Origin of the sequence: Streptomyces sp. yr375 (genome assembly GCF_900110755.1) — a bacterium.
Classification (GTDB): Bacteria; Actinomycetota; Actinomycetes; order Streptomycetales; family Streptomycetaceae; genus Streptomyces.
The window spans coordinates 93699-107717 of sequence record NZ_FOFF01000005.1; the positions used below are offsets into that span (position 1 = coordinate 93699).

At 71.1% G+C, this 14019-nt stretch carries 12 protein-coding genes; 1 reads left to right on the forward strand and 11 read right to left on the reverse strand.

The features are described from left to right. Positions 1-14: 14 nt before the first annotated feature. The 5 genes from BMZ82_RS07860 to BMZ82_RS07880 form a co-directional block, all read right to left on the reverse strand. Entirely contained in the window at positions 15-1601 is a 1587-nt protein-coding gene (locus BMZ82_RS07860; RefSeq protein WP_093773147.1) for a Na+/H+ antiporter, read from the reverse strand. Between the two features lie 66 nt (positions 1602-1667). Then, positions 1668-2153, reverse strand: a complete 486-nt coding sequence (locus BMZ82_RS07865; RefSeq protein WP_093773149.1) for a GNAT family N-acetyltransferase — start codon at positions 2151-2153, stop codon at positions 1668-1670. Next, positions 2150-3094 (reverse strand): RluA family pseudouridine synthase, encoded by a 945-nt coding sequence (locus BMZ82_RS07870; RefSeq protein WP_093773151.1) that lies wholly within the window; start codon positions 3092-3094, stop codon positions 2150-2152. The genes BMZ82_RS07865 and BMZ82_RS07870 overlap by 4 nt, the downstream gene beginning before the upstream one ends. Positions 3095-3191: 97 nt before the next feature. Next, positions 3192-3818, reverse strand: a complete 627-nt coding sequence (lspA, locus tag BMZ82_RS07875) for a signal peptidase II (protein ID WP_093773153.1) — start codon at positions 3816-3818, stop codon at positions 3192-3194. A 67-nt stretch (positions 3819-3885) separates the two neighbouring features. After that, complete coding sequence (locus BMZ82_RS07880; RefSeq protein ID WP_093773155.1) at positions 3886-4857, reverse strand: TraR/DksA family transcriptional regulator; 972 nt, start codon at positions 4855-4857, stop codon at positions 3886-3888. A 620-nt stretch (positions 4858-5477) separates the two neighbouring features. Between BMZ82_RS07880 and ileS the strand changes: the two genes are divergently transcribed. After that, positions 5478-8627, forward strand: a complete 3150-nt coding sequence (gene ileS / locus BMZ82_RS07890; protein WP_093773157.1) for an isoleucine--tRNA ligase — start codon at positions 5478-5480, stop codon at positions 8625-8627. A gap of 218 nt (positions 8628-8845) precedes the next feature. On the opposite strand, the gene BMZ82_RS07895 is transcribed toward ileS, so the two are convergent. The 6 genes from BMZ82_RS07895 to ftsZ form a co-directional block, all read right to left on the reverse strand. Beyond that, positions 8846-10123 (reverse strand): DivIVA domain-containing protein, encoded by a 1278-nt coding sequence (locus tag BMZ82_RS07895; protein ID WP_093773159.1) that lies wholly within the window; start codon positions 10121-10123, stop codon positions 8846-8848. Positions 10124-10175: 52 nt separating this feature from the next. Further along, entirely contained in the window at positions 10176-10460 is a 285-nt protein-coding gene (locus tag BMZ82_RS07900; RefSeq protein ID WP_093773161.1) for a YggT family protein, read from the reverse strand. 83 nt (positions 10461-10543) lie between these two features. After that, positions 10544-11185, reverse strand: a complete 642-nt coding sequence (locus BMZ82_RS07905) for a cell division protein SepF (RefSeq protein WP_093773163.1) — start codon at positions 11183-11185, stop codon at positions 10544-10546. Positions 11186-11312: 127 nt separating this feature from the next. Then, positions 11313-12032, reverse strand: coding sequence for a YggS family pyridoxal phosphate-dependent enzyme (locus BMZ82_RS07910; RefSeq protein WP_093773430.1), 720 nt, complete (start codon positions 12030-12032; stop codon positions 11313-11315). Between the two features lie 32 nt (positions 12033-12064). Further along, the gene (gene pgeF, locus BMZ82_RS07915) at positions 12065-12793 is read right to left on the reverse strand and encodes a peptidoglycan editing factor PgeF (RefSeq protein ID WP_093773165.1); all 729 of its coding nucleotides are present in this window, start codon (positions 12791-12793) and stop codon (positions 12065-12067) included. Then, positions 12790-13986: a cell division protein FtsZ gene (gene ftsZ, locus BMZ82_RS07920; protein ID WP_093773167.1), complete on the reverse strand. Its 1197-nt coding sequence runs from the start codon at positions 13984-13986 to the stop codon at positions 12790-12792. The genes pgeF and ftsZ overlap by 4 nt, the downstream gene beginning before the upstream one ends. Positions 13987-14019 lie beyond the last annotated feature (33 nt).

A 14019-nucleotide genomic window follows, 5' to 3' on the forward strand; every position in this document is an offset into this window, starting at 1 on the left:
GCGTCCGCGCCGGGTCACCTGAGGCTGCGGACGTCCAGGTGTCGCAGTACCCGGTCGACGATCTCCGGGTCGGCGCCCGGCTCGCTGCGCGCGGCCACCACCTCGTGCCGGGCGGCGCTGAGCATCTCGCCCTGGATCCGCCGTACCCGCTTCAGCCTGCGCACCCGCGCCTCGTGCGCCTCGCGCCGCTCGTCCTCGCCCACGTCCGGGCTGATCCGCACCCCGATGTCGAAGGCCCGCCGCAGCATCTGCTCGGACAGCTCCTCCGGCAGGTCCTCCTCGGCCTCGATCTCCCGCAGCCGCCGCTTCGCCGCCTTCGCGGCCCGCACCGCGAGCTCCTTCTCGAACGCCTTCTCGCGGTCGGTGTCCGACCGCACGTCGAGCCGCTTCACCAGCCACGGCAGGGTCAGCCCCTGCAGCACCAGCGTCGCCATGATCACGCCGAACGCGATGAAGACGATCTCGTCCCGGTCGGGGAAGGGCCCGCCCGCCTCGGTCTTCAGCGGGACGGCCAGCGCCAGCGCCACCGAGGCCACCCCGCGCATCCCGGCCCACCACATGACGACGGTCTCCCGCCAGCTCGTCGGGATGTCCTCGTCGTGGTCCCGCCGGGCGTGCAGCCGCTTCGTCAGCCAGGTCGCCGGCAGCAGCCACAGCAGCCGTACGACGACCACCACGGCCACGATCACCGCCGCCCAGCCCAGCATCTCGCCCCACCGCCCGGACGCCGTCCGGATCGCGTTGTGCAGCTCCAGCCCGATCAGCCCGAACGCGACGCCCGTGACGAGGGTGTCGATGATCTCCCAGAAGGTGTGGCCGGCCAGCCGGGTCAGCACGTCGTCGGGGTCGGTGGCGTACTCGGCGAGGAACAGCGCGGTGGTCAGCACGGCCAGCACCCCGGACCCGTGGAACTCCTCCGCCAGCACGTACGAGGCGTACGGCACCAGGAGCGTCAGCCCGATCTGCAGCGTGGTGTCCCCGAGGACGTCCAGCAGCCGGTTGGCTCCCCACCCGAGCGCGACGCCCACCGCGACCGCCACCACCGCGGACAGCACGAGGTCGAGACCGGCCCGCCACGGCGAGAACGACCCGCTCACGGCCGCGGCGATCGCGACGTGGTAGAGCACGATGGCCGTCACGTCGTTGAACAGCCCCTCGCCCTCCAGGATGGACACCAGCCGGCGGGGCAGCCCGAGCTGTCCGGCCACGGCGGTGGCGGCGACCGGGTCGGGCGGCGCGACCAGCGCCCCGAGCGCGACGGCCGCGGCGATCGGCAGCCCCGGCACGATCGCGTGGGCCACCGCCGCCACGCACACCGTCGTGACGAACACCAGCGCCACGGCGAGCAGCAGGATGGGCCGCAGGTTCGCCGTGAACTGCCGCCAGGAGGTGCGCCGGACCGCCGCGTACAGCAGGGGCGGCAGCAGGAGGGGCAGGATGAGCTCGGGCGGGATCTCCACGTTCGGCACGAAGTCGAGGACCGCGAGGACGATCCCGAGCAGCGTCATGAGCACCGGCGCGGGCAGCCCCAGCCGGTCCCCGACCGGAACGCTCACCACGGCCCCGAGCAACAGGACGAACAGCAGGGCCAGTTGATCCACGGTCGGGCTCCGGAGCTAGACGATCAGGAAGATCCCAGGGCGCCGGCGTCGCACGACCGCCGGACGCTACAGCGAACGCCGCATGGACCGGTGCGCGATCCCCGCGTCCGGGAACTCCGGGCCGTACGCCACGTACCCCAGCCGCTCGTAGAAACCCAGCGCGTGGGTCTGCGCGTGCAGGTCCACGGCGGTGAGCCCCCGCGCGCGTGCCGCCTCCTCGACGGCCCGCACGAGCGCCGCCCCGACGCCCAGCCCGCGCGCCTCGCGCAGCACGGCGAGCCGCCCCAGCGAGCCCACCGCCGGGTCGCCGTCGGTCCTGGCCGCGGCCGCCTCGCCGGTCAGCAGCCGCCCGGTGCCGAGCGCCGGCCCGTCCGCCCCGAGCGCCAGCACGTGCACGGCGCCGGCGTCGAAGGCGTCGTACTCCAGGTCCTCGGGCACGCCCTGCTCGCCGACGAAGACCTCCTTGCGCACCGCGAAGCACGCCTCCCGGTCGGCCGGGTCCTCGACGACGCGCACCGTGTACGCGCGCGGGCCGCTCCCCCGCGGGCTCACCCGTAGGTCTCCTCGCGCACCTGGTCGAGGGCCCGCTGGAGGTCCTCGGGGTAGTCGCTGGCGAACTCCGCCCACTGCCCGTCCCCGGGGTGCTCGAAGCCCAGCCGGACGGCGTGCAGCCACTGCCGGGTCAGGCCCAGCCGCTTGGCGAGCGTCGGGTCCGCGCCGTAGGTGAGGTCGCCGACACAGGGGTGGCGGTGGGCGGCCATGTGGACGCGGATCTGGTGCGTGCGGCCCGTCTCCAGCTTGACGTCCAGCAGGGAGGCCGCGCGGAAGGCCTCGATGAGGTCGTAGTGCGTGACGGACGGCTTGCCCTCGGCCGTGACCGCCCACTTGTAGTCGTGCTGGGGGTGGCGGCCGATGGGCGCGTCGATGGTGCCGCTCGTCGGGTCCGGGTGGCCCTGGACGAGCGTCTGGTAGCGCTTGTCGACCGTGCGCTCCTTGAACTGGCGCTTCAGCGACGTGTACGCCCGCTCCGACTTGGCGACCACCATCAGGCCGGACGTGCCGACGTCGAGGCGGTGCACGATGCCCTGGCGCTCGGCGGCACCGGAGGTGGAGATGCGGTACCCGGCGGCGGCGAGGCCACCGATCACGGTCGTCCCGCTCCAGCCCGGCGACGGGTGCGCGGCCACGCCGACGGGCTTGACGATCACGACCACGTCGTCGTCGTCGTGCACGATCTCCATGCCCTCGACCGGCTCGGCGACTATCTGCACCGGCGCGGGCGCCTGCGGCATCTCGACCTCCAGCCAGGCCCCGCCGATCACCCGCTCGGATTTGCCGACCACCGAGCCGTCGACCGTGACCTTCCCCGCCGCGGCGAGCTCTGCGGCCTTGGTGCGGGAGAAGCCGAACATGCGGGAGATGGCGGCGTCGACGCGCTCGCCCTCCAGGCCGTCCGGCACGGGCAGGGTACGGATCTCGGGAATCGTGCTCACCCGTCGAGTATGCAGGACAGCGCCGACACCACCGTACGAAGCCTGTGGACAACCGCCGCGGGCCCCTGTGGAAAAGTTCGGTCCGGCCTGGACCGGGTCAGTCCTTGTGGACGGTCCCGTCCGGGTCCAGCCCCTTGAAGGACAGCAGCACGATCAGGATGCCGCCGCAGACGATCGCCGAGTCGGCGAGGTTGAAGACCGCGAAGTGCTTGGGCGCGATGAAGTCCACGACCGCGCCCTCGAAGACGCCAGGCGCGCGGAAGATCCGGTCGGTGAGGTTGCCCAGCGCACCGCCCAGCAGCAGGCCCAGCGCGATCGCCCAGGGCAGGCTGTAGAGCTTGCGGGCGAGCCGGGCGATCACCACGATCACGGCCGAGGCGATCACCGTGAAGATGATCGTGAAGGCCTCGCCGAAGCCGAAGGCCGCGCCCGCGTTGCGGATGGCCTCGAACTTCAGCCAGTCCCCGACGATCTCGATCGGCGCGTGGTGCTCCAGCTTGGCGACCACGATCATCTTGCTGACCAGGTCGAGCGCGTACGCGAACATGGCCACGGCGAAGAGCACGGCGATCCGGCGCCTGCCCCGGGGCCGCGCGGCCCCGGTGGCACCCGTGGCCCCGGTCACCTCGGCGCTCTCCTGACCGCCCGGGCCGGACGACTGCTCCGGCTCGGATCCCGCCTCTGGGGTGTCCGGCGTACCGATGACGCGCTCCGCCTCTGCCACGTGAGTCCCTCAACCTAGGTACCTGACTGAGGACGAGGGTACGGCACACCCCCCGACAGCCAGGCGATCAGTACCGGCGCTCCTGTTTCTGCTTGCACTCGACGCACAGCGTGGCCCGCGGGAAGGCCTGCATGCGGGCCTTGCCGATGGCGTTGCCACAGTTCTCGCACAGGCCGTAGGTGCCGGCGGCCAGCCGTTCCAGGGCGTGCTCGGTCTGGATCAGCATCTCGCGCGCGTTGGCGGCCAGCGCCAGTTCGTGTTCACGCGTGATGTTCTTCGTCCCGGTGTCCGCCTGGTCGTCGCCCGCGCCGTCACCCGAGTCCCGCATCAGCCCCACCAGGGCCGTCTCGGACGTGGCGAGCTCCGTGCGCAGCCGCTCCTGCTCGGACTCCAGCTCCGCGCGGGCGTCCTCGACCTCCTCAGGCGTCCACGGATCCTCGCCGGGGCGCACCGCGAGCTCGCCCGGCTCCGCCGCGGCGAGGCGTGCCTTGGGGACGGCGGTCTTCGCCGCCGTGGCCGTACCCGGAGTCTTCTTCGCAACCACTGTCGTGGCTCCCGTCTGCTCCGCGGCCGAGGCCGCGCCCACCTTCTTGGCCGTGCTCTTCCTGCCCGCACCCGTCGCGGTCACGCCCTTGGCGCCACCGGTCTTCTTGGCGGCCGCTCTCCCGCCGACGGCCTTCTTGGCGGCGCCCTTCCTGGCAGCGGCCTTCTTGACGGCGGTCTTCTTGGCAACGGTCTTCCCGGCAGCGGTCTTCCCCGCCACCGACTCCTCACCCGCCGGCTCCTCGACCACCGGCTCCTCGACGGCCGCCTGCTTCACCACCTCGTCCCTCACCATCGCGTCCATCGCCACCGCATCCTTCGCCACCGCATCCTTCGCCGCCGCGTCCTTCACCACCGCTTTCCTGGCCGTCGACTTCTTCGCCGCCGTCTTCCTGGCAGCCGGTTTCCGGGCCGCCGCCTTCTTCGTCCCCCCGGCGGCAGCCGACGGCACCGTTTCCGCACCCTCGACGGGCTGGGCGGTCTTCTTCGCCACCATGGCCGCGGCCCCTTCACATATTGTGATCTTGCACGCGAATCGTGCTGGGACGATAAATCGACTTGAGGCCCGCGGCAACGGGGCGCACCGCCCGAATCGCCCGCCTCGCGCACGCCGCGCGGCAAGCCTGCCTGCGTTGTGCCCAGCCCCCCGCCCGGTAATCCGCCGAGCCGGGCATCCCTGAACACCAACCCACACACCCCCTCATTTAGCCACCATTCGGGGCATTACGGCCCGTCTGCCCGTCGCGCCCGACGGCCCCGGAAACCGGTCGGCCGCTGTCGGTGGGGAGCCGTACACTGGGCGGAGCGAAAAGCGTGGATGGGGACGAGTAGCGGCGTACGCAGCCCAGAGCGACCCGGGGACGGTGGAAGCCCGGGGGCCTGCGCGACGTGAAGATCACCCCGGAGCCGCCGGAAGAAGGCCCGCAGCGGGTCGGTAGAACCGGCATCGCGACCCCAATGAGGGGGCTCGCCGGAGCGCAGGGCGCACCGGAGGGCCAAGGAGGGTGGTACCGCGGGAGCGCGCCGCACACGGCGTCCGCAGCAGCTACGGAGTAGCGGCTCAGGCTCTCGTCCCTCCGGACGGAAGGCAGAAAGTCCGCCGGAGGAAGCTCGCTGATGACAACGCCGACGTACCGCCAGGTGCCCGCCCAGGTCGACCTGCCCGCCCTCGAGCACGCGGTGCTCGACTTGTGGCGCGAGCAGAAGATCTTCGCCAAGAGCCTGGAGCAGTCCGAGGGCCGCCCCGAGTGGGTGTTCTACGAGGGCCCGCCCACCGCCAACGGCATGCCCGGCGCCCACCACATCGAGGCCCGCGTCTTCAAGGACGTGTTCCCCCGCTTCCGCACCATGCGCGGCTACCACGTGGCCCGCAAGGCCGGCTGGGACTGCCACGGCCTCCCGGTGGAGCTGGCGGTCGAGAAGGAGCTCGGCTTCTCCGGCAAGCAGGACATCGAGGCGTACGGCATCGCCGAATTCAACGCCAAGTGCCGCGAGTCCGTGACCCGGCACACCGACGCCTTCTCCGACCTGACGACCCGCATGGGCTACTGGGTCGACCTCGACGACGCCTACCGGACCATGGACCCGGAGTACGTCGAGTCCGTCTGGTGGTCGCTCAAGGAGATCTTCAACAAGGGCCTGCTGACCCAGGACCACCGCGTCGCCCCCTGGTGCCCCCGCTGCGGCACCGGCCTCTCCGACCACGAGCTGGCCCAGGGCTACGAGACGGTCGTCGACCCCTCCGTCTACGTCCGCTTCCCCCTCACCTCCGGTCCGCTCGCCGGCGAAGCCGCGCTCCTGGTCTGGACGACGACCCCCTGGACGCTCGTCTCCAACACGGCCATCGCCGCGCACCCCGACGTGACCTACGTCGTCGCGACCGACGGCGAGGAGCGGCTCGTCGTCGCCGAGCCGCTGCTCGCCAAGGCGCTCGGCGAGGGCTGGGAGGCCACCGGCCAGTCCTTCACCGGCGCCGAAATGGAGCGCTGGTCGTATCAACGTCCGTTCGAGTTGGTCGAGTTCCCGGCGGACGTCGAAACCCACTACGTGGTGAACGCCGAGTACGTCACGACCGAGGACGGCACCGGTCTGGTCCACCAGTCCCCCGCCTTCGGCGAGGACGACCTCAAGGTGTGCCGCGCCTACGGCCTGCCGGTGGTGAACCCGGTCCGCCCCGACGGCACCTTCGAGGAGTCCGTCCCCATGGTCGGCGGCGTCTTCTTCAAGAAGGCGGACGAACAGCTCACCGAGGACCTCCAGCAGCGCGGCCTCCTCTTCAAGCACATCCCGTACGAACACAGCTACCCGCACTGCTGGCGCTGCCACACCGCGCTCCTCTACTACGCGCAGCCGTCCTGGTACATCCGCACGACGGCCGTCAAGGACCGCCTCCTCCAGGAGAACGAGAAGACCAACTGGTTCCCGGACACGGTCAAGCACGGCCGCTTCGGCGACTGGCTGAACAACAACATCGACTGGGCGCTGTCCCGCAGCCGCTACTGGGGCACCCCGCTGCCGATCTGGCGCTGCGCGGAGGACCACCTCACGGTCGTCGGCTCCCGCGCGGAGCTCACCGAACTGACCGGCGCCGACCAGTCGGAGCTGGACCCACACCGCCCGTACATCGACGCGGTCACCTTCGCCTGCCCGCACGCCGACTGCGGACAGCGGGCCACGCGCGTGCCGGAGGTCATCGACGCCTGGTACGACTCGGGTTCGATGCCGTTCGCGCAGTGGGGCTACCCGTACAAGAACAAGGACCTGTTCGAGTCCCGCTACCCGGCGCAGTTCATCTCCGAGGCCATCGACCAGACCCGCGGCTGGTTCTACACGCTGATGGCGGTCGGCACCCTGGTCTTCGACAAGTCCTCGTACGAGAACGTCGTGTGCCTCGGCCACATCCTCGCCGAGGACGGCCGCAAGATGTCCAAGCACCTGGGCAACACCCTGGATCCGATCCCGCTGATGGACCGGCACGGCGCCGACGCCGTGCGCTGGTTCATGGCGGCCGGCGGCTCCCCGTGGGCGGCCCGCCGGGTGGGCCACGGCACCATCCAGGAGGTCGTCCGCAAGACGCTCCTGACGTACTGGAACACGGTCGCCTTCCAGGCCCTGTACGCCCGTACGTCCGACTGGGCGCCCAGCGAGGCCGACCCGGCCCCCGCCGACCGGCCCGTCCTGGACCGCTGGCTGCTGTCCGAGCTGCACGCCCTCACCGACCAGGTCACCCAGGCCCTGGAGGCCTACGACACCCAGCGCGCCGGCAAGCTCCTCTCGGCGTTCGTCGACGACCTGTCCAACTGGTACGTCCGGCGCTCCCGCCGCCGCTTCTGGCAGGGCGACAAGGCCGCGCTGCGCACCCTGCACGAGGTCGTCGAGACGGTCACGAAGCTGATGGCCCCGCTGACCCCGTTCATCACCGAGCGGGTCTGGCAGGACCTCGTGGTGCCCGTCACCCCGGGCGCACCGGCGTCCGTCCACCTCTCCTCCTGGCCGGCGGCGGACCTCTCCGCGATCGACCCGGAGCTGTCGAAGCAGATGGTCCTGGTCCGCCGCCTGGTGGAGCTGGGCCGCGCCACGCGCGCGGAGTCGGGTGTCAAGACCCGCCAGCCGCTGCGCCGCGCCCTGATCGCCGTCACCGGCTTCGACGCCCTCTCCCCCGAGCTGCACTCGCAGATCACGGAGGAGCTGAACGTCGAGTCCCTGGCCTCCCTCTCCGAGGTCGGCGGGTCACTGGTCGACACCACCGCCAAGGCCAACTTCCGGGCCCTGGGCAAGCGGTTCGGCAAGCGCGTCCAGGACGTCGCCAAGGCCGTCGCCAACGCCGACGCGGCCGCGCTGTCCCTCGCCCTGCGCGCGGGCACGGCGTCCGTGGAGGTCGACGGCGAGACCGTCGCCCTCGCCCCCGACGAGGTGATCATCACAGAGACCCCGCGCGAGGGCTGGTCGGTCGCCTCCGACTCCGGGGCCACGGTCGCCCTGGACCTGGAGATCACCGAGGAGCTGCGCCGCGCGGGCCTGGCCCGGGACGCGATCCGCCTGATCCAGGAGGCCCGCAAGAACAGCGGCCTCGACGTCGCCGACCGCATCGCGCTGCGCTGGAGTGCGACCGACCCGGCCACCGCCGACGCCCTGGCCGCTCACGCCGGCCTGATCGCCGACGAGGTCCTCGCCACGGACTTCGCCCAAGGTGTGGCCGACGACACGTACGGCACCCCGTTCACCGACGAGGGCCTGACCCTGACGTTCCGCCTCCGCAAGGCGTAAAGCGCAGGTCGCCAGGCATACGGCGAGGGCCCGGTTCCCCCTGATGGGGAGCCGGGCCCTCGCCGTATGCCCCGCCCGTCCCGGCCCGTCCCCGCCCGTTCCAGTGGGCGAACCCCGCCGTGATCGCCGTCAACACGCGTAAAAAGGGCGGGACCCCGGAGGAAATCCGGGGTCCCGCCCTTTGAACGCTGCCGACGCCTAAGGCGTACTACTGGCCGTCAGTTGTCGTCCTCGTCGATCAGGAAGCCGCGCATCGGCGAGGGAGCCTGGCCCATCGGGGAGGGACCCTGCGGACGTACCGGCGCCATCGGCTGAGTCATCGCCGGGGACATCTGCTGCTGCTGTCCGCCGTAGGACGGAGCGGCCGGGCTCGGCGCGCCCATGCCCGGGTTGCCGCCGTAGGACGGGGCGCTCGCGCCGGCCGGAGCCATCGAGGGCGCCGGGGACGGCGGCAGGGACGCTGCGGCCGGGGCACGCGGCGGAGCGAGGGAGTCGTCGGCCTGCGTCTCAAGCTGCCGCAACTGGGACTCGAGGTAGGACTTCAGGCGCGTACGGTACTCGCGCTCGAAGCCACGCAGGTCCTCGACCTTGCGCTCCAGCGTCGCGCGGGCGGACTCCAGGGAGCCCATGGCGACGCGGTGCTTCTCCTGCGCGTCCCGCTCCAGGGCGTCGGCCTTGGCACGGGCGTCACGCTCGAGACCCTCGGCACGCGAACGCGCCTCGCCGACGATCTTGTTGGCCTCGGAACGGGCCTCGGCGATCGCCTGGTCGGCGGTCTGCTGGGCCAGCGAGAGGACACGGGCGGCGCTGTCGCCACCGGGGCCCTGACCGGGGCCGCCCATCGGACCACCCATGGGGCCGCCCATCGGACCACCCATCTGCTGCTGCATGGGCGGCTGGCCGCCCATCGGACCCTGACCCATGGGGCCCTGGCCCATCGGACCCTGACCCATCGGGCCGGGACCCTGCGGACCGCCCTGGCCGCCGGGACCGGCGGGCAACTGCGGGGCACCGCTCGGCAACTGGGGCGGGCCGCCCATGGGGCCGCCCATCTGCTGCTGCGGCGGGCCCGATATGCCGGCGGGCACCGGGCCGCCCGGGCCTCGCATGCCCTGCTGCTGCATCCCCTGCCCAGGCATTCCCTGCTGGGGCATGCCCTGCTGCTGCATACCGCCCTGCTGCATACCGCCTTGCTGCATGCCACCCTGCTGGGGCATGCCCTGCTGCTGCATACCGCCCTGCTGCATACCGCCTTGCTGCATACCGCCCTGCTGCTGGTCCTGCTCAGGAGGCTTGCGCATGTTCTGCTGGTTCTGGGCAGCAGCACGGGTCGCCGCGGCCAGTTTGGCGCGCAGGTCCTCGTTCTCCCGGAGCAGGCGGGTCAGTTCGGCTTCGACCTCGTCGAGGAAGGCATCGACCTCGTCCTCGTCATAGCCTTCTCGGAGGCGGACGGTCGTGAACTGCTTGTTCCGCACGTCCTCGGGGGTCAACGGCATCTCTTCACCTCAACGTAGTCGTCGGCATCGGCAAGACGGTAGTTCACATCGCTCACAGCCGACTCACGATCGAGATCAGGATGTAGACGATGATCATCAGTACGAAGAAGGACAGGTCGAGCGCCACGCCCCCGAGACGCAACGGCGGGATGACCCGCCGTAGGAGCTTGAGCGGTGGATCGGTGACAGTGTAGGTGGCCTCCAGAACGACCACCATCGCCTTGCCGGGCTGCCATGAGCGGGCGAACTGGAAGACGTAGTCCATGACCAACCGGAAGATGAGCACCACCAGGAAGCACATCAGCACGAACTTGATGACATCCAAGAACACGCTCATGATCCGCGCTTCCCTCTCCCCTGATTCCGTGCCGCTCTGTACTGCTTCGTACTTCTTTGTACTGCCGTATCCGGTCTTGCGTCTCAGCTCTGGTTGAAGAACCCGCCCTCTGCGATGCGGGCCTTGTCCTCCGCCGTGACATCGACGTTAGCAGGCGACAACAGGAACACCTTCTGCGTCACCCGCTCGATGCTGCCGTGGAGACCAAACACCAAACCGGCCGCAAAGTCGACAAGTCGCTTCGCGTCCGTGTCATCCATCTCCGTCAGATTCATGATCACCGGGGTGCCCTCACGGAAGTGTTCCCCGATGGTACGGGCCTCGTTGTAGGTCCGGGGGTGAAGTGTGGTGATCCGGTACGGCTCTCGTTCCGACACGACCTTGGGCATGATCACCGGTGCGTTCTTCTCCAGGGACTGACGTTCTTGTGTGATGGATGCCACGGGCGCGATGCGCGCCGGACGTCCGGATTCCGCGCCGAGCGAAGAAGATCGGGCCGCCGGCTCACGCGGAGCGGGCGGCTGTACGATTCGTACCTCTTCGTCCCTTTGTGACTGATGTGCACCGTGGGACTGGTGAGCCGGCTCGTGCCGCCGGTGGTCCCGCTCGGGCTCAGGGTCGAGCTCGGGTTCGAAGTCGTCGTCGGGGTCGAATCCCCGGCCGTCGTACCCATCGTCCTCCACGAGGCCGAGGTAGACCGCCATCTTGCGCATCGCGCCGGCCATGCTCTGAGTCCTCCGCTCTGTGGTGGATCGACTTTCGACTGCCAAGTCCCGCGATCCACGTGGCCCTTCTACCCGCCATCGGCGGTAATGACCATATTTTCTGCTGTGGTCCGACTTCCTGGCGACGTTACCCGAGCCTGGGGCGGACTCCGAGTACCGAGGTGCCGACGCGTACATGTGTCGCTCCGGCCGCCACGGCCTCCTCGAGGTCCGCACTCATCCCTGCGGACACCATGTTCGCAGCCGGATGGACGCGGCGCAGGTCAGTCGACAAATCCATCAACCGCCCGAACGCCGCCCGTTGGCGCCCCGCGTATTCCCCGGTCAGGGGTGCGACGGTCATCAGTCCGGCAAGCCGCAGCCCCGGGGAGCCGGCGACCAGAGCGGCCAACTCCCCGATGCCGCCGGGGGCCACGCCGCCCCGCTCACCGCGCTCGCTCAGCCCGGCGTCGAGGGCCACCTGGATCAGGCAGCCCACCTCCCGCCCGGCCCGCACGGCCTCCTTCGACAGGGCCGTCACCAGCCTGGCCCGGTCGACCGACTGCACCACATCCGCGTAACCGACCACGGAGCGCACCTTGTTGGTCTGCAACTGGCCGACGAAGTGCCACTGGAGGGGCAGGTCGGAGCAGTCGGCCGCCTTGGGCGCCGCGTCCTGGTCCTTGTTCTCGGCGACCTGGCGCACGCCGAGCTCCGCCAGGATCCGCACATCGCTCGCCGGGTAGGTCTTGGTGACCACGATCAGGGTCACCTCCTCCCGCTTGCGACCGGCCGCCGCGCACGCGGCGGCGATGCGCTCCTCCACCTTCGCCAGATTCGCGGCGAGTTCGCCCCTACGGTCCGCCATGCCCGTCAAGTCCGTCATACCTGTCATGCCCGTCAGCCCAGCCAGACATATCCCGCGAGTCGCCCCGTGGAGCGGTCGCGGCGGTACGAGAAGTGGTCCTTCGACTCGCGGGTGCACACCGGCGACGCCTGGCGGTCGCGCACCCCGAGCCGGTCGAGCTGCGCGTGCACGCCGGCGGTCACGTCGACCGCGGGAGTGCCCCAGCTCGCCTCGGCGTGCGCGGCCGGCTCGACGGCGGCGACCTCGGCGCGCATCTCCTCCGGCACCTCGTAGCACCGGCCGCACACGGCGGGACCGGTGCGGGCGACGATCCGGGCGGGGTCGGCGCCGAGCGACTCCATCGCGTCGATCGCGGCGGGCACGATGCCCTTGAGCATGCCGGGGCGCCCGGCGTGGGCCGCGGCGACCACGCCGGCGACCGGGTCGGCGAGCAGCACCGGCACGCAGTCGGCGGTCAGCACGGCGAGCGCGAGTCCGCGGGTCGCGGTCACCAGACCGTCGACCGGCGGGGTGACCGGGGTGGTCCACGGCCCCTCGACCTCGGCGACGTCGGCGCCGTGCACCTGGTTCATCCAGACCACCCGGCCCGGGTCGAGCCCCAGCGACCCGGCGGCCAGCGCCCGGTTGGCGCGGACGGCCTCGGGGTCGTCGCCGACCGCTCCGCCGAGGTTGAGCTGCTCATACGGAGCGGCGCTCACCCCGCCCCACCGGTCGGTGAAGGCGAAGTGCGCGCCGCTCGCGCTCTCGCGCTGTCCTATCACTTCAGGAAGTCCGGCACGTCCAGCTCCTCGGCCGCACTGTCCGAGTAGGACCGCGACGGCGGCACCGGCGGCGAGACCGGGAGGTCGGCCACCGGCTCGGGGGCCGGCTCCGGGTCCTCCCTCGGGGTCACGCTGCCGAGCGAGCCGAAGGACGGGCGGCTCTCCGACTGCCGTACCGGAGTGGGCTCGTCACGGCGGGCCGAGGACGAGGAGGAGCCCATGACGGTCTCCCGGCGGGTCGGGGGCTGCCCCCCGTCGAAGCCCGCCGCGATGACGGTGACCCGGACCTCGTCGCCGAGCGCGTCGTCGATGACCGCGCCGAAGATGATGTTGGCCTCGGGGTGGGCGGCCTCGCTGACCAGTTGGGCGGCCTCGTTGATCTCGAACAGGCCGAGGTCGGAGCCGCCGGAGATGGAGAGCAGGACGCCCCGGGCGCCGTCGATGGAGGCCTCCAGGAGCGGCGAGGAGATCGCCATCTCGGCGGCGGCCACCGCGCGGTCGTCGCCGCGGGCCGAGCCGATGCCCATGAGGGCCGAACCGGCCTCGGACATGACCGACTTGACGTCGGCGAAGTCCAGGTTGATCAGACCGGGGGTGGTGATGAGATCGGTGATGCCCTGAACGCCGGAGAGCAGGACCTGGTCGGCCGACTTGAAGGCGTCGAGGACCGAGACCTGGCGGTCCGAGATGGACAGCAGCCGGTCGTTGGGGATGACGATGAGGGTGTCGACCTCTTCGCGGAGTTCGGCGATGCCGTCCTCCGCCTGGTTGGCCCGGCGCCGTCCCTCGAAGGTGAACGGGCGGGTGACCACGCCGATGGTGAGGGCGCCCAGGGAGCGGGCGATGTTGGCCACGACGGGCGCGCCGCCGGTGCCGGTGCCGCCTCCCTCGCCGGCCGTCACGAAGACCATGTCGGCCCCCTTGAGGACCTCCTCGATCTCCTCGCGGTGGTCCTCGGCGGCCTTGCGGCCGACGGCCGGGTTGGCGCCGGCGCCAAGGCCGCGGGTCAGTTCGCGGCCGACGTCGAGCTTGACGTCGGCGTCGCTCATCAACAGCGCCTGCGCGTCGGTGTTGATGGCGATGAACTCGACGCCCTTGAGACCGACCTCGATCATCCGGTTGATGGCATTGACACCACCGCCGCCGACACCGATGACTTTGATGACTGCGAGGTAGTTCTGCGGTGCTGCCACGTCGAAGGCCTCTCGCCTCGAGTTACGTGTCGT

Coding starts and splice junctions, on each gene's coding strand:
- BMZ82_RS07880 (WP_093773155.1), bottom strand. CDS start 4,857: ATGGTGGCGAAGAAGACCGCCCAGCCCGTCGAGGGTGCGGAAACGGTG.
- ileS (WP_093773157.1), top strand. CDS start 5,478: ATGACAACGCCGACGTACCGCCAGGTGCCCGCCCAGGTCGACCTGCCC.
- BMZ82_RS07895 (WP_093773159.1), bottom strand. CDS start 10,123: ATGCCGTTGACCCCCGAGGACGTGCGGAACAAGCAGTTCACGACCGTC.
- BMZ82_RS07900 (WP_093773161.1), bottom strand. CDS start 10,460: ATGAGCGTGTTCTTGGATGTCATCAAGTTCGTGCTGATGTGCTTCCTG.
- BMZ82_RS07905 (WP_093773163.1), bottom strand. CDS start 11,185: ATGGCCGGCGCGATGCGCAAGATGGCGGTCTACCTCGGCCTCGTGGAG.
- BMZ82_RS07910 (WP_093773430.1), bottom strand. CDS start 12,032: ATGGCGGACCGTAGGGGCGAACTCGCCGCGAATCTGGCGAAGGTGGAG.